This window comes from Halobacterium sp. DL1 (genome assembly GCA_000230955.3).
GTDB lineage: Archaea > Halobacteriota > Halobacteria > Halobacteriales > Halobacteriaceae > Halobacterium.
On record CP007060.1, the window covers coordinates 598,316 to 614,038 of the forward strand.

15 protein-coding genes are annotated in these 15,723 nt (G+C 68.1%); 8 read left to right on the plus strand and 7 right to left on the minus strand.

What is annotated here, in order from left to right; all coding sequences use genetic code 11:
• Positions 1-168: 168 nt before the first annotated feature.
• Complete coding sequence (locus HALDL1_04520) at positions 169-1,614, plus strand: dihydrolipoamide dehydrogenase (protein ID AHG02946.1); 1,446 nt, start codon at positions 169-171, stop codon at positions 1,612-1,614.
• A 116-nt stretch (positions 1,615-1,730) separates the two neighbouring features.
• On the opposite strand, the gene HALDL1_04525 is transcribed toward HALDL1_04520, so the two are convergent.
• Together HALDL1_04525 and HALDL1_04530 are read right to left on the minus strand one after the other, a co-directional pair.
• Complete coding sequence (locus tag HALDL1_04525) at positions 1,731-2,348, minus strand: hypothetical protein (protein ID AHG02947.1); 618 nt, start codon at positions 2,346-2,348, stop codon at positions 1,731-1,733.
• Positions 2,338-3,438: a hypothetical protein gene (locus HALDL1_04530; GenBank protein ID AHG02948.1), complete on the minus strand. Its 1,101-nt coding sequence runs from the start codon at positions 3,436-3,438 to the stop codon at positions 2,338-2,340. Before HALDL1_04530 ends, HALDL1_04525 begins: the two co-directional genes overlap by 11 nt.
• Before the next feature lie 662 nt (positions 3,439-4,100).
• Here HALDL1_04530 and HALDL1_04535 point away from each other — a divergent pair.
• The 6 genes from HALDL1_04535 to HALDL1_04560 all read left to right on the plus strand — a co-directional run bounded on the left by HALDL1_04535 (position 4,101) and on the right by HALDL1_04560 (position 10,904).
• Entirely contained in the window at positions 4,101-6,035 is a 1,935-nt protein-coding gene (locus tag HALDL1_04535; GenBank protein ID AHG02949.1) for a chromosome segregation protein SMC, read from the plus strand.
• A 10-nt stretch (positions 6,036-6,045) separates the two neighbouring features.
• On the plus strand, positions 6,046-6,663 hold the full coding sequence (locus tag HALDL1_04540; protein ID AHG02950.1) for a hypothetical protein: 618 nt from the start codon (positions 6,046-6,048) through the stop codon (positions 6,661-6,663).
• A gap of 401 nt (positions 6,664-7,064) precedes the next feature.
• Positions 7,065-8,438 carry a phosphoribosylamine--glycine ligase gene (locus HALDL1_04545; GenBank protein AHG02951.1) on the plus strand — a complete coding sequence of 458 codons (1,374 nt, stop codon included), beginning with the start codon at positions 7,065-7,067 and terminating at the stop codon, positions 8,436-8,438.
• A 104-nt stretch (positions 8,439-8,542) separates the two neighbouring features.
• Complete coding sequence (locus HALDL1_04550; protein ID AHG02952.1) at positions 8,543-9,679, plus strand: metalloprotease; 1,137 nt, start codon at positions 8,543-8,545, stop codon at positions 9,677-9,679.
• A gap of 131 nt (positions 9,680-9,810) precedes the next feature.
• Positions 9,811-10,365 (plus strand): DoxX family protein, encoded by a 555-nt coding sequence (locus tag HALDL1_04555; GenBank protein AHG02953.1) that lies wholly within the window; start codon positions 9,811-9,813, stop codon positions 10,363-10,365.
• Between the two features lie 65 nt (positions 10,366-10,430).
• Positions 10,431-10,904, plus strand: a complete 474-nt coding sequence (locus tag HALDL1_04560) for a peroxiredoxin (protein AHG02954.1) — start codon at positions 10,431-10,433, stop codon at positions 10,902-10,904.
• Positions 10,905-11,121: 217 nt separating this feature from the next.
• Here the strand turns inward: HALDL1_04560 and HALDL1_04565 are convergent, their stop codons facing one another.
• The 5 genes from HALDL1_04565 to HALDL1_04585 all read right to left on the minus strand — a co-directional run bounded on the left by HALDL1_04565 (position 11,122) and on the right by HALDL1_04585 (position 14,015).
• Positions 11,122-11,508 carry a hypothetical protein gene (locus HALDL1_04565; protein AHG05159.1) on the minus strand — a complete coding sequence of 129 codons (387 nt, stop codon included), beginning with the start codon at positions 11,506-11,508 and terminating at the stop codon, positions 11,122-11,124.
• Between the two features lie 184 nt (positions 11,509-11,692).
• Complete coding sequence (locus HALDL1_04570; GenBank protein AHG02955.1) at positions 11,693-12,385, minus strand: hypothetical protein; 693 nt, start codon at positions 12,383-12,385, stop codon at positions 11,693-11,695.
• 105 nt (positions 12,386-12,490) lie between these two features.
• Positions 12,491-13,129 carry a membrane protein gene (locus HALDL1_04575; GenBank protein ID AHG02956.1) on the minus strand — a complete coding sequence of 213 codons (639 nt, stop codon included), beginning with the start codon at positions 13,127-13,129 and terminating at the stop codon, positions 12,491-12,493.
• Between the two features lie 80 nt (positions 13,130-13,209).
• Positions 13,210-13,899, minus strand: a complete 690-nt coding sequence (locus HALDL1_04580) for a hypothetical protein (GenBank protein AHG02957.1) — start codon at positions 13,897-13,899, stop codon at positions 13,210-13,212.
• Entirely contained in the window at positions 13,899-14,015 is a 117-nt protein-coding gene (locus tag HALDL1_04585; GenBank protein ID AHG05160.1) for a hypothetical protein, read from the minus strand. The genes HALDL1_04580 and HALDL1_04585 overlap by 1 nt, the downstream gene beginning before the upstream one ends.
• Before the next feature lie 144 nt (positions 14,016-14,159).
• On the opposite strand from HALDL1_04585, the gene HALDL1_04590 reads away from it, so the two are divergent.
• Positions 14,160-15,635, plus strand: coding sequence for a hypothetical protein (locus HALDL1_04590; GenBank protein AHG02958.1), 1,476 nt, complete (start codon positions 14,160-14,162; stop codon positions 15,633-15,635).
• Positions 15,636-15,723: the final 88 nt, after the last annotated feature.

A 15,723-nucleotide genomic window follows, 5' to 3' on the forward strand; every position in this document is an offset into this window, starting at 1 on the left:
GACGGTCGCCGGTTCGGAGCGTGCTGTCCCGCTCTCCGGCCCACGTGTTCGCGGTGTTCTGTAGCCGCGACCGCACGGGCCTCAGAGCGACTCGGCGAGTGCGGCGCTGGTCAGGCGTAAACGCGCCCCCGGACGGGGATTCATTACGCCGAGGGACCTCTGTTCGGCATGGAAGAAGTCGACCTTCTCGTCGTCGGGTCGGGGTCCGGACTCGATGTCGCGTCCGTCGCGGCGTCCCAGGGCCAGTCGGTGGCCGTCGTCGAGCGCGGCCCGCTGGGCGGCACCTGCCTGAACCGCGGCTGTATCCCGTCGAAACTCCTGCTCTACCACGCCGACGTCCTCGAGACCATTGAGCGCGCCGACGAGTTCCACATCGACGTCACCGTCGACGACGTCGACTTCGCCGGGATGGTCCGAGAGGTCAACGAGGACGTCCAGGAGAGCGCCGACTCGATCCGCCGCGGCCTGGAGTCCTCCGAGCAGCACACGCTGTACGAGGGCGAGGCTCGGTTCGTGGACGACCACGAGGTCGAGGTCGTCGGCGGCCGGGACGACGGCGCGGCGGTCCGCGCGGACACCGTCCTGATTGCCGCGGGCACGCGCCCGGCGATTCCGTCGATGGACGGCATCGACGCGGTCGACTACCTCACGAGCACGGAGGCCCTGCAACTGGAGTCGCCGCCGGACCACCTGGTCGTGGTCGGCGGGGGCTACATCGCGGCCGAGCTCGGCCACTTCTTCGGCGCGTTCGGCAGCGACGTGACGGTCATCAGTCGGCGGCCGACGCTGCTCCCGTACGCGGACCGGGAGGTCGCCGACGCGTTCACCGACCGGGTCGCCGACCGGTTCGACCTCTACACCGGGTTCGAGGCGACCGCCGTCTCCGAGTCGGGCGGAGGCGTTACCGTCGAGGCGATGGCGTACGAGTACGGCGACGGCGCGGGCCCAGTCGCGGGCGGCGAGACCATCTCCGTCACGGGCGACGAACTGCTCGTTGCGGCGGGCCGCCGCCCGAACACGGACACGCTGAACCTGGACGCGACGAGCGTCCGGACGGACGCCGAGGGGTTCGTGGAGACCGACGAGTACCTTCGGACGGAGGCGGAGGGCGTCTGGGCGCTCGGCGACATCGCCGGCGAGTTCCTCCTCAAACACGCCGCGAACTACGAGGCGGAGGTGGTGGCGCGCAACCTCTTCGGTCCCGAACTGGAACCCGCCGACTACTCGGCGATGCCGTTCGCGGTGTTCGGTTCCCCGGAGGTCGCCGGCGTCGGCGCCCGCGAGCAGGACCTCCAGGCCGCTGGCGAGGAGTATGCCACGAACACGTACCGGTACGAGGACATTGCGCGCGGCGATGCGATGCACGCAGAGGGGTTCGTGAAGGTCATCATCGACCACGACGGCGGAATCCTCGGCTGCCACATCGTGGGACCGGACGCGTCGACGCTGATCCAGGAAGTCGTCGTCGGGATGAAGGCCGGGTCCGGGTCCGTCTGGGCCATCAGGGAGTCGGTCCACGTCCACCCCGCGCTCCCCGAGGTCGTCCAGCGCGCGTTCTCCGGGCAGTTCAGCAGTCCCGGCCACGAACACCACCACCACCACCACCACGAGTGAGTGTCGTCCTCGGCCCGAGTAGTGTCCCGGACGAGGACCTGGTTCGCAGTGGAGTTACGAGGAGATTCCTCTGGGCAGGGCGGGCAGGCTGTCCGCCGGCCACCGACGCTAGCGTCCTACACCTGGTCGGGGCGCGTCGCCTGGGTGCCAACGCGACGACCCACCCACAGCAGGGTCGCGGCGAGCAACGCGACGGACAGCGGGACGAACCACTGGAAGGCGGCGACGAGGCCGGCGGTCGCCTGGATGCCGAGCACGACGAGGAAGGCCGGCCCGCAGCAGGCGATTCCCGAGAAGAGCGCGGGGAAGCCGGCGAGGACGCCCGCACCGGAGCCAAGTCCACACGACGCCGGGCTCCGGTACGCGACCCACGACACCGCGAGGTTCGCGCCGACGAGCAGTCCCAGGCCCAGCCCGAGCAGCACGTTCAGCGGCGAGACCAGCAACTCGAACGGTCCGGCGGCGACCAGCGCCACGGGTTCGTACTGGTAGGGCGCCATCCGTTCGGTCGCACGCGCCAGCGGGTCGTCGACGACGACGAACGCGGTTCCGCCGGTGTTCCAGTCGAGGTGACCGATGCCGACGAGGTACGCCGCCAGGTAGCCGACCACCGCGAGGACGAACAGCGTCCCGCCGTCCCGCCGACCGAGCGCGCCACGGATCGCTCGCCACGTGTTGCGGCCGCTGGCAACGCCACGCGTCGCGACCGTGCCGAGGGCCGACTCACTCGACATAGCTGGTCTCCGGGTAGTAGCCGGCCCAGGCGAACCACATCGAGTCGAACGCCAGCACGCGCTCGAGTGGCAGGGCGGCCGGCTCGTGTGTCTCGTCACCGACAGCGTAGCCGCCGTCCTCGGCGGTCACCTCGCGCTCGTCGGGGTTCGCGTACACGTAGCCCGTCAGCAGATCGGGGTCCGCGACGGCCACGAGCGGCGTCTCCGCGTCCTCGGTTGCCAGAACGCGGTCCTCGAGCAGCGCCTGCTTGTCGAACGCGACCGCGTGGTCCGCCAGGCGAGCGCCGAGGACGACCACCTTCGGGTCGAGCCGGTCGTCCTCCGTGAGCGGGTCGAAGAACGTGACGTCGTTGTTGTAGTACCGCCTCCGGGGGTTGTAGCTGCCGTAGGGGTCGTCGCCGTAGCTCCTGACGTACCCCGTGTCCTCTGTCAGTACTCTGGTGTCCGGGTGTTCGTCGCGCCACGCCCGCCACGTGGTCCAGACGATGCGGAACTCCTGGAGCGTCGCTCCCGCGAGCGGACCGTCGATGGCCGTCGCGAGCATCTGGGGCCACCGGCTGTCGGTCCCGCGGTCGTACATCACCAGATTTGCGTTCAGGAGGTCGCCGGAGACGCCGAACGTCGTCTCGCCACGCTCGAACCCCTGGGCGGTTCCAGTGAGCGGACAGTAGGTGACCGCGACCGGGTCCCCCGCGATGCGGTCGTTGACGATCTCGTGGTGGACGAGGATGTACTGGGGGTACGCGCGGACGTCGTCGCCGCGCTCGACGCCGAACACCGGGTCGCCGCCCGGGATGTCGACGTCGTCGGCCGACGCGAACTGTGGGTCGTCGATAGACGGGATTCCGTCCTTCGGGACGCCCCCGGAGACGACGTTCGAACGGAGGGACGCGTGGTCGTAGGCGACGTGTCGTGGCTCGTCCGCTGTCGGTGGTGCCGCCGTCTCGCCGGCGGTCGTCGAGCTCGAACGCTGCGACGGCTCCACGGCGTTCGGGTCACCGGACGCTGTGTCGCCGCCGAGGCAGCCGCCGACCGCTGCTGCACCGCCAGCGGCGAGTCCACGGAGGACGCCGCGGCGAGTGTGGTGCATGGTAACAAGTTGTTGCTCGACGCTGATTAGTGGTGTAGTGAGTTGGAGGTAACCGCCTCGGGGCCCGCCGCGATAGCGGCTACGGGCGCGTTCTCTCGTGGCCGCGCCCGACCCGGTGGACCATCGAAGCGACGCCGACGGAGTGCGCTGTTAGACAACTGGCAGTCCCTGAACCGGACGTGAACCCGTATCTCTCGCGTCCCACGTCCGTCCGGAGAGCAACTACGAGAACCGATATGACAAGACCAATTGATACCTCGAGGTCGACAGGGTGATCGTGCGTCGCGATGTAGCACTCGGGTTGCGTTCGTCTGCACCGTGCCGGATAGTGGGGGCGTTCCGCCCCGAGACTGGTCGTCGTACTGGCGTCGTCCTCTATTGTACGAATTCAGAGGGTAGTGTGAACCTGCCAGTTAAAAAACCATTAGGTCTCGTGGGTCGAACACTCTCACTACGTGGACCGACGGGACGGGAGGAGTAGAACTAACAAGTGTACACCTGTTATCGAAGCGGAGTTCGACCGGGTGGAGTCACGCGCCCTCCTGGGTCAGTAAATGGGCCGCGCCGCCGTCGTTCGACTGTCTCAGGCACGCTGGTAGTCTTTCAGGACCGCTCCGGCCGAGGGACTTATGCCTTCCACTGTTGACCACCAACCAACGACCATGTCACCGCAGACCACAGCGTCCGCTCGGCTCGACGTGGAGAACGTCGGGGGAATCACGGAGACGACGGTGAACGTACCCCCCGGCGTGACCGTCCTCGCGGGCCAGAACGCGACGAACCGGACGTCGTTTCTCCAGGCGATCATGGCGGCGATGGGCAGCGACAGGGTGACACTGAAGGGGAGCGCCGAGGAGGGGCGGGTCTCCTTCGAGTTCCGCGGGGAGACGTACGAGCGGACGCTCACTCGGGCCGACGGGAGCCTCAGGGTCACCGGTGAGGGCTACCTCGAGGACCCCGGAGTCGCCGAACTGTTCGCCTTCCTCCTGGAGACGAACGAAGCCCGGCGAGCCGTCGCCCTGGACGGCGACCTGCGCGACATCATCATGCGGCCGGTCGACGTCGACGCCATCGTCGCCGACATCGAGGAGCTCGAGGCGCGCAAGGGGGAGGTCCAGGACGAACTCGCGACCATCGAGAACCGCAAGCGCGACCTCCCGGACCTCGAACGGCGGCGGCGAGGGCTCCGGGAGCAGGTCGACGAGAAGCGCGAGCGCCTCGCGGAGGTCGAGTCGGAGATCGACGAGCAGAGCCGCGACGTCGAGGCGCGCCGGAGCGAGCGCTCGGACGTCGAGGACGCGCTCGACGAACTACAGGAGACCCGGTCGGACCTCGAGGAGGTTCGTCGGCGCGTCGAGGACGAGAACGAGAGCATCGGCTCCCTGCAGCGGGAACGCCGGGAGCTCGAGGCCGAACTCGAGGACCTGCGCGACGAACCGGTCGCGGACACGGACGAACTCGAGGACGAACTTGACCGACTGCGGCGGCGCCGCCAGACGCTCAACGGCGAAATCTCCGAGCTCCAGAGCCTGGTGGAGTACAACGAACAGCGACTCGAGGACGGCGGCGACGAACTCCTCGGCGCCGAGGAAGCGGGGGACGGTGACGTCACCGACCAGCTGGTCGGCGACGAGACGGTGGTCTGCTGGACGTGTGGCTCCTCGGTCGAGCGGTCCCAGATCGAGGCGACCGTCGAGCGACTCCGAGACCAGCAGAGCGAAACGGTGGCCGAACTCAACGACGTGGAGTCGACCCTCGGGGAGCGCAAGGAGCAAAAACGCGCGGCCGAGGAGCAGCGCGACCGCCGGTCGGAACTCGAGGCGGACGTCGAGGGACTGGAGGACGAACTCGACCGGCGCCGGGAGCGAATAGAGAGCCTGAAGGACCGCCGCGAGCGCCTGACCGCGGACGTCGAAGCACTGGAGGTGACCGTCGAGGACTCCGAGACGGGCGACTTCGACGAGGTCCTCGCGCTCCACCGGGAGGCGAACCAGCTCGAGTTCGAGATCGAGCGCCTCGAGTCCGACCTGGAGGACGTCGAGGCCGAGATAGCGTCCATCGAGTCGCAGGTCGAACGCGCCGACGCGCTCCGGGAGGAACGCGAAGAACTCCTCGCGGAGTTGACTGACCGACGGACGAAGATCGAACAGATCGAGTCGGCCGCCGTGGAGCAGTTCAACGACCACATGGACGCCATCCTCGACGTCCTCGGCTACGAGAACATCGACCGCATCTGGATCGAGCGCGTCGAGCGCACGGTCCGGGACGGTCGCGAGCAGTCCGAGCGCGTCGACTTCGACCTCCACGTCGTCCGGAGCACCGAGGGTGGCACGGCCTACGAGGACTCGGTCCGCCACCTCAGCGAGTCCGAGCGCGAGGTCACCGGGCTCATCTTCGCGCTGGCGGGCTACCTGGTCCACGACCTCCACGAGTCGGTGCCGTTCATGCTCCTGGACTCCCTGGAGGCCATCGACGCCGACCGCATCGCCGACCTCGTCGACTACTTCGCGGACTACGCGGACTACCTCGTGGTGGCACTGCTCCACGAGGACGCCGCGGCGCTCGCGGACGAACACACCCGCATCACCGACATCTGAGCCACTCCGCATGACTGACTCACGCGACGACCGGCCCTCGAGCAAGGTGGCGCGACTGATTGCGGACTACGAGCTCGACGGACTCGGCGACGACCTAGAGGCGCGGTGGACCGGCGAGGGCGCCGAACGAACGAGTCTGCGGGACCTCGCGGACCTGTTCAACCGGCGGCTGGTGGAGGCGGCGTTGCGCGACGCCGGGATGCGTGTCCTCGAACGGGACGTCGAGACGACGTACGAGGCCCTCACGGACGACGACGTCAGCCCCGGGGTCCGGACCGACACGCGGACGCGACTGCGACGGAACGGCGTCGACGTCGACGCGCTGGAGTCGGCGTTCGTCACGTACCAGGCCGTGCGGTCGTACCTGCAGTCCTGGCGGGATGCCGAGTACCGGGAGTACTCCGACTCGGAGAAGCTCCGGAAGGACCGGGAGACCATCGAGCGCCTCTCGAACCGGGCGCTCTCGGTCACCGAGGACCGGGTGGAGAAGCTCCGCGAGACGGGGCGCCTCGACCTCCCGGAGTTCTCTGTCTTCCTCGACCTCCGGGTGCTCTGCCAGCGTTGCGAGACGCAGTACGACGTCTCGGACCTCCTCGAACGGGGCGGCTGTGACTGCACGAACGTTTGAACGCTACTCGGTGCCCGAACTGCTCGACTATTTCCTCACCACGGGCGGGCGGTGTCGTGAACACGCTCGCCGCTCAGCGGTGACGTCGCGCGACTGACGCCTGTCGCGTTCGTGGAGGCTCGACCCCGCGTAAGTGGCAAATTACCTTAAACTAGTGAATTATGATGGGTAGGCAACGGAGGCTCCAATTCCGTCGAGCCGTGGTCGGTCGGCGGCGGACTATTCTGGTCGTGGTGTTCAGGTCGTGGCGAGTGTCAGGGTGAACCGGTGTCGCTCCCGAAAACCCTCGGTTGGAGTTGCCGCCCTCTACTTGCTCTCGACACCCAGGGAGCCACTCCGTCGGCGTCCCGCGGGACCCCGCAGTACGCCACCTTCAAGTCGCTACTACCTCGTAACTACGCATGGAATCGAAGCGTTTCCTCTTCGTCTCTGCGGACGCCGCCCTCGTCACGGACCTCGCCTGGCAGGTCCACCGGGAGGGCCACGACGTCAAGTACTACATCGAGGCCGAATCCGACCAGGAGATCGGGGACGGGTTCGTCCCGAAGACCGACGACTGGCGGAGTGACGTCGAGTGGGCCGATGTCGTCATCTTCGACGACATCTGGGTTGGCTCCGACATCGGGACCGGCGGGCTCGCGGAGGAGCTCCGGGCGGAGGGCAAGGCCGTCGTCGGGGGGACGCCGAACACCGACCACCTCGAGGAGGACCGCGGCTACGCGATGGAGGTCCTGGAGGACCACGGCGTCAACACCGTCGAACACCACATCTTCCACGACTTCGGCGAGGGCATCGAGTTCGTCCAGCAACACCCCGCGCCGTACGTCATCAAACCCCTGGGGGAGGTCCAGAACGTCAAGCGTCTGCTCTACGTCGGCAACGAGGACGACGGCAGCGACGTGGTGGACGTGCTGCGGGCCTACGAGAAGGCGTGGGGGCACCGGATGAAGGGGTTCCAGCTCCAGCGGAAGGTCGAGGGCGTCGAGATAGCCGTCTGCGGGTTCTTCGACGGGGACTCGTTCATCGACCAGGTGAACTTCAACTTCGAGCACAAGAAGCTGTTCCCGGGGAACGTCGGCCCGCAGACCGGAGAGATGGGGACGTCGATGTTCTGGGGTGGGCACAACGAACTGTTCACGGAGACGCTCGGCAAACTCGAGGGGTGGCTCGCCGAGGAGGGGTACGTCGGCAGTATCGACGTCAACTGCATCGTCAACGCCTCGGGCATCTACCCCCTGGAGTTCACGCCGCGATTCGGCTACCCCACCATCTCGCTCCAGGAGGAGTCCTTCGAGTCGCCCACGGGGGCGTTCTTCTACGACCTGGCCCACGGCATCGACCCCGAACTCTCCGTCCACCAGGGGTTCCAGGTCGGCGCCCGCATCGTGCTCCCGCCGTTCCCCTTCGACGACGAGCAGACGTACGACGAGAACTCCCGGAACGCCGCCATCGTCTTCGAGACGGAGCGCCGCGAGGGAATCCACATCGAGGACGCGAAGTGCGTGTCGGTACGCGACACAGGAACGGCGAGCGGGGAGCCGTGCGACCCGCGAGCCGACGAGGACTGCCAGTGGCGCGTCGCCGGCGAGAACGGGATGCCCATCGTCGTCACCGGCAAGGGGGAGACGATGCGTGAGGCCAGGGAGCAACTGTACGGCCGCATCGACGACATCGTCATCCCCAACCTCTACTACCGCGACGACATCGGCGAGCGGTGGCTGCGCGGCGAGGGCGACCGCCTGCAGGCGTGGGGCTACCTCGGACCGGGGACGTAAACACACTCGCGGGCGAGATGTCTCCGGGGAACTGGACGCGGACGGTCGTCGCTGCTGGGTTCCGTTTTCAGGTCACCTAAGGGGCCGGGGTGCTACCAGTGGGTATGCGGAGTTTCACTATCACTGAGGTCTGGGACATCCCAATCCGGATCAACACGTCGCTGTTGATCTTCCTCCCGATTCTGGCGTGGCTCATCGGGAGTGGTCAGCAGATCGAACTGTACGCCGGTCTCATCGAGGGGTTCACGGGCGCGGGCTTCGACCTGGCGCGTCTCCAGGTCGGGTCGACACCGTGGGTCATCGGCATCACGGCTGCGGTCGGGCTGTTCGTCAGCGTCACGCTCCACGAACTCGGCCACTCGTGGGTGGCGCTGCGGTACGGCATCGAGATCGAGTCGATCACCCTCTGGATTCTCGGCGGCATCGCGTCGCTGAAGGCGCTCCCGAAGGAGTGGAACCGCGAGTTCTGGATCGCCATCGCCGGCCCGGCGACGAGCGTTCTCGTCGGCGCGGTCTGTTACGTCGGCGTCCTCGCCGTCCCGGAGTCACTCCCCGTCGTGCGGTTCGTCTTCGGTTACCTCGCGCTGACGAACCTGCTGCTGGCCGGGTTCAACCTCCTCCCAGCGTTCCCGATGGACGGGGGCCGCATCTTCCGCGCCATCCTCGCGCGCAACCGGCCGTACGGGAGCGCGACCCGGATCGCGGCGCGGGTCGGCGTCGGGTTCGCGTTCCTGTTCGCCATCGTCGGCGTCCTCAATTTCAACGTCATCCTCCTCCTGCTCGCGTTCTTCATCTACGGCGCGGCGACGACGGAGTCGCGGACGGTCCTCCTCGACGAACTGCTCGAGGGCATCACCGTCGGCGACATCATGACTCGCGACCCGGCGACCGTCCAGGCCGACACGACCATCACGGAGTTCGGCGACCAGCTGCTCCGCGACCGCCAGTCCGTTCACCTCGTGGTCGACGACGCTGGGGACCCCCTCGGGCTGGTGACTCTCGACGACCTCAAAGCGGTCCGCGGTAAGGACCGCGCGACGACCCGTATCGGCGACGTCGTTCGCACCGTGACTCGTGTCGAACCGACCGACGACGCCTTCGACGTGCTGGCCCTGCTCAACCAGTCGGGCAGTTCGAATGCGCTCGTCGAGGAGAACGGGGCCCTCGTCGGCGTGCTCTCGAACTCCGACTACGCCCACGCCATGTCGGTCCGGCGTGGCTTCCAGAGCACCAGCGGCTAGCGGCGCCCAACACGTTGGGGACAGACTGACCCTCGGATTGGCCCCGCGTCCTCGAGCAGTTCCTGGTCGGCCGGGACTGACCGGCCGCGCCCGGCAGCTATTTACTCCTCCCATCGAGTCTAACTGATATTATGTCCGCAGAAGAGGTGCGACTCGACAGCACCGTTGGCGGGTTCACCGCCTCGGGGCGCCTCCACACGCTGAGCGTCTGGTTCATCCTCGCGCTGCGGCTGATGGTGGGGCTGGCGTTCTTCCAGAGCGGCGTCGACAAGGTCCTGTCCGGAAGTTTCAGCGCGGCAGGCTACCTGCAGAACGCGCCGCCAGCGAACGGCAGTCCGGTCGCGGACCTGTTCGTCCAGATGGGGAGCACGCCCTGGTTCGTCGACTTCGTCAACGTCGCGGTGCCGTGGGGCGAGGTGCTCATCGGTCTCGGCCTCCTCGTCGGCGCGTTCACGCGCCTCGCGGCGTTCTTCGGGGCGTTCATGATGCTCCTGTTCTACCTCGGCAACTGGGACATCGCCCACGGCTACATCAACGGCGACTTCGCGTACATGCTCGTCTTCCTCTCCGTCGCAGCGTTCGGCGCCGGACGCATCCTGGGCCTCGACGCAGCCATCGAGCAGTACGACGTCGGTGGCCAGGCGCTCGTTGAGCGCTACCCCTGGACGCGCTACCTCCTGGGGTAGGCGCTCGCCGCCCGCGTCCATGTTCGCGCCGGATTTTTTTCTGTGGCCGGGCCGTATGTTCGGCTATGCTGACAACCGGCGACAGCGTCCCGACGTTCTCCGCGACGGTCGGGACGAGCGACCACGAGGACTTCGACCTGGACGACCACCTCGGCGACGGCCCGGTCGTCCTCGCGTTCTTCCCGGGCGCGTTCACCCCGCCGTGCACGAACGAGATGGTCGCGCTCCAGGACCACCTCGACGAGTTCGAGGACGCGGGCGCGACCGTCCTCGGCGTGAGCGTCGACTCGCCGTTCGCTCAGGGGGCGTTCTGCGAGGAACACGGCATCGAGTTCGACCTCGTCAGCGACATGGGCGGGGCGGCCATCCGGCAGTTCGGCCTCGAGATGGACATCCCCGACCTCGGCCTCTACGGCGTCGCCAACCGCGCGACGTTCGTCGTCGACGAGAACGGGACGGTCGTCCACACCTGGGTCGCCGACGACCCGACGAACGAACCGGACTACGACGAACTGCTCGACGCCGTCCACGCCGCGTAAGCAGGCGCCGCTGGCCGACCGGGAGCGTTGTGGCGACGCCGGCGGCCGCCAGACCGCCGAGCACCGTGCGGCGTGAACCGCTCCCTCCACGGCTACCAGTCGGGGCGTCCTCGTCGGCCGACCCGCGAGTAGCGTGGTCTGAGTTCACACGGAACGTACGGCGCGTCGTCAGAAATCCGTGACGGCGGTCGGCGGAACGACGAATGTGTGACGCGGGCTATTCTTCGTCGCTAGACCACGGGGGTGCGCTCGATATCCCCTGCTCGGAGTGGTTGTGCAGGATGTTGAGCACGTCGTAGATGAAGTCGGTGAGTCCGGGAGCGGTCGCGGGGTCGAGGGAGACGAGTGTGCCGCGTGCGTCCCCCTGGATGAAGTGGAGAATGAGCGCGTCGTCGAAGGCGCGGATCGTGCAGTAGAGCGCGCCCACGCTGTAGAGGTTCTCCTGTCTCGTCCGGCCGACGTCCTGGAGGCGGAGGTCGTCGATGATCTCCTCGACGCGGGCCTCGCCGGGCTGGTCGTCGAGGTCGTCGTTCGTCTCGATGACCGCGGTGTCGCGGTCGTAGTGGGCGACGGACCGCAGGTTCGCACCAATCGAGTTATGCAAATACTCAAGGAGTTCTTTCGGAATCGGGTCAGATACGTTACCTGAATCGAATCCGCTGGAGTCGCGTGGTTCTGCCGAACAATCCTTGGTCACTGTGGATGATTCGTGGAACGAGTATAAATCGTTATTTGAAACCAGGGTGACACGGAAGCATCCCCCGAGCGCACCGCTCTCGGTACTCCCGTCACGCCTTGCCGCCGAGGCCGACGCCGAGCGCCATGAGGACGGACCCGACGACCACGATACCGCCGCCCCAGAGCACGAGCAGGCGGGTCACGTCGGGAAACTGTTCGACGAGCGGCACGAACAGCCTGAGGTCGAGGCCGACGACGAGCACCGCGCCCACGACGTCGAACAGCAGGTCGAGTGCGGTGTCGCGGCGCCCGTAGTGGACGAGCACGGGTTCGACGTCGAAGCGCTCGCCGACCTCGCGGGCGACCAGTTCGACGAGTTCCCAGAAGACGCCCATGGCGAGCGTGAACAGGATGGTCAGGCCAGCGACGGCTTCCGTGGAGAGGGCCACCTCCGGCGCGCCCGCGACACCGACGAGGAGGCCAGCGTACAGCAACGCCGCGAAGAGCGCGGCCGAGACGGTGTGGGTCAGGTGGTCCCACCACCACGTGGTGTCGCGTTCGTAGAGCCCCAGCATGCCCAGCGAGTGGAGGAACCCGGCTGCCGCGAGCCACAGCGCGACCACAGGGTCGACATCGACAGCGCCGCCCGAGGCGAGCGCGGCGATGGGCGGCAGGAAGGCGACGACGAGAACGAAGAGCGCGTTGACCGCCGCCGAGGCGTTGCGCTGGCGGAGCGCCTCGACCAGCGTGCCCACGACGGCCACTCTGAGCGCGAGCACGGCGGCGTCGAGTAGTTCGGTCATCGGACTGTGGGACCTCCGCGTTCCTCTCTGCCCACGCACCGACGCGACATGTGGATTGCGTAGAGGGGGTGGCTCGGAGAGACTGGGAAGACGGTTCGACTGCGGCTACCCATCTCCGGGGCGCCGCGACTGACCGGCCTGCGTCGCGACGTACCGGTCGGGGATGTGGGCGTGCGTCTCCACCGGGAGCACCGCGACGACGCGGACGACGAGCGAGGGGAGGACACGGCGGACTGCCGCGTAGACGCCGGCGACCGCCAGCGTGGCGACGACGACCCACCAGAGCAGCCCGGTCTGGGTCGTCAGCAGCGGGAGGGCCAGCCCGACGGAGAGCGCCAGGTCAGCGAGAGAGCCGTCGTAGCCCACCCAGCGACGCGGGGCGACCCACCGGCCCCGGAAGTGGTCGTAGACGGCCCGCTCGGAGGTCGCCTCCCAGGGACGGAGTTCCAGACCGCCCCCGAAGACGTCGCTCACGCTGTGGACCGCCGCGGCCACCAGGAAGACGGCGGCGGCGACAGTGGTCGGGGTCGGAATCAGGACAGCGGTGACGACCGCTCCAGCGCCGGCCACCGAGTAGTACACCGGGTAGTGCAGCGTCTTGCGGTGGGCGACGTAGAGGTCGAGGTCCGGGAGCACACCACCGAGGAGGCCTGCGAGGAGCACGACGCCGGCGTACTCTGGTGCGGCGAGCGCGACGGGGAGGGCCAGCACCATTCCAGCGAGCGCGTGCGTCGGCAGCATCATAGAGACGGAGAGAGGCGACGCTCCCGTTTGAACGTATCGGCGACGCAGGCTGTCGGTAACCCGGGCCTACGCGGCAGTGGTTACGCGCGACGGCTCGGCGACGCGACGGTCTCGACGCCGGGACTGTAGAAGTGGACGGGGTCGGTCTCCGGGTGGGCGAACCAGTTCGCGCGGAACAGCGTGTTCGCCTCGATCGAGACGTCGGCCTCGTAGAGCGGCCACGGCTCGTGGTCGACGGTCGCGTACTTGATTTCGCCCGCGGGGGACTCCGTGTAGTAGCGGCCCCGCTCGACGAGGAAGTGGGCCAGCGAGCCGGGTTCGACGGACACGCGGTCGCCGGTCGGCTCGTACGTCCCCCGGAAGCGGACCGGGCGAGCGCCCGGGTGGAGCCTGTCGCTCTCGAAGCGCACGCGCTCGCCGTCGGTCTGGAGGTCGATGCGGGCGTAGTAGTACGGGAGGGAGTGGAGCAGTCGCGCTCCGAGGACGCCGAACACTCCCTCGGCGTCGAGGCTGAAGAAGTAGACGCCTGGGTCGCCGTCGTGGGTGACGTACGTCCGCAGGTTGAGTTCGGGCAGGCGGAACCCGAGGTCCTTCGGCGCCCACGTCGGCCGGACGTCGACGTTCGTGAACGGGACGACGGAGAGCCACGCCCGTCCGTCGAACGTGTCGAGGTCGAGCGCCTCGGGGAGGTGCGGTCGGACCACCGACGGGTCGACCGGCCAGTTGGCGAACAGGACGTGCCGCCAGCTCATGTGCATGGAGACTACCATCAGTGGGCACCACCGCTCCGGCGGTCCATCGTCACGCCGGTGGCGACGGCGACGAACGACGCGAGGCCCTCCATCGTCGTCCAGCGGCGGTCGTGGAGGGATGCGAATCGGTCCATGACGGGGTTGCTATCGGGTACGGGGCCGGGGGTGTTAAAAGCAGACGCGTGGCTGTCGAGACGTCGCGGGCCGCATCCCGACGAGGTTGTCATTCGTTACCAATGGTTAAGTGGTGGCCACGCGAGGTAGTACGTGACGATAACATGGCGACAGAATCCACGACAGACGGCGCGCTCAATCGGTGGTACCGCAGCCGAATCGGCACGGCGACGACGGACGACGAGGTGCGGGGGTACTGGCTGTTCGCGCTCGGGGTCGTCCTCGGCGTCGCCGGCATCCTGCTGTTCGTCCCCAGCGAGTCGGCCGGCGCGCTCCGCCAGTGGGCCGTCGTGGCCGCCGCAACGGGGCTGGTCTGCGTGTTCGCGGGGCCGATAATCCGGCTCCCACTGAAACGCGGGGCGACACTGTTCGTCTACGCGGGCGCCGCCATCTGTCTGGTCGCAGTCGCCTGGTTCGTCCTGGCGTACCCCTACGACTGGAGCCCGCAGACAGGCCAGCCGACCATCGTCGTCCTCTACTCGCTGGGACTGCTGGCGATGGGGCTCGGCGGCGTGTTCGTCCCGCTGCTGACGACCGGCGTTGTGGGCGAGGACGAACACGAGGCGCTGCAGTCCGAAGCCGAGGACCTCCGGCACTCGGTCAGTGACACGGAGGCCGACGAGTCCGACCTCGCGGCCCAGCTCCGCGCGCTCCGCCAGAGCCAGGCCCGCTTCGAACTGTACGAGGACAAGGGTGGCCAGTACCGCTGGCGGCTCCGCCACCGCAACGGCAACGTCATCGCCGACGGCGGCGAGGGGTACACCCAGAAGCACAACGCCCAGAAGGGGATGCAGAGCGTGCAACGGAACGCCCTCGGCGCGACCGTGCTACACGTCGAAAGCGAGACCGACCTTCCCGAGGCCGAGGAGTCCTTCGAGCCGGTCGAGGAAACCCCCAGCCAGGCGTCGTTCGAACTGTACGAGGACAACGCGGGCGAGTTCCGGTTCCGCCTCCGCCACGACAACGGCAACGTCATCGCCGACGGCGGCGAGGGGTACACGTCCCGTAGCGGCGCCAGGACCGCCATCGAGCGCATCCAGGAGTACGTGGGGCCGGCCGACTACCTCCAGTTCGACCCGACGGGCTTCGAGATCTACCGCGACAGCGCCAGCGAGTGGCGCTGGCGGCTCGTCCACCGGAACGGCAACGTCCTCGCCGACTCGGGGGAGGGCTACTCCCGACGCCGCGACGCGCGCCGCGCGGTCAACCGCATCCGTTCGAACCTCGACGACATGACCGTCGAGGTGTACGAGGACGCCGGCGACGAGTACCGCTGGCACCTCGAGAGCGCGAACGGCCGCCTCATGGCGGACTCCGGCGAGGGGTACGCCGACCGCGGCGGCGCAGAGGACGCGGTCGAGCGCTTCGAAACGTACGCGTCCGAGGCGTCCGTGCTGGACGTGGGTCGCGCCGCCTTCGAACTGTTCGAGGACAGCGCGGGCGACGCCCGCTGGCGGCTCCGCCACCGCAACGGGAACATCCTGGCCGACGCCGGGCAGGGGTACGCCGACCGCACTCGCGCCCGCGAAGGCATCGAGAGCGTGAAGCGACACGCGCCGAACGCCGACACCGAGGAGTAGCCCGCTCCCCGCCGCCGTCCCTTTTCTGAGGACTGTTCTCCGAACGCTCTGCCCGGCGATGGGGTCGCCCCCACGCTCCGTACCGGTA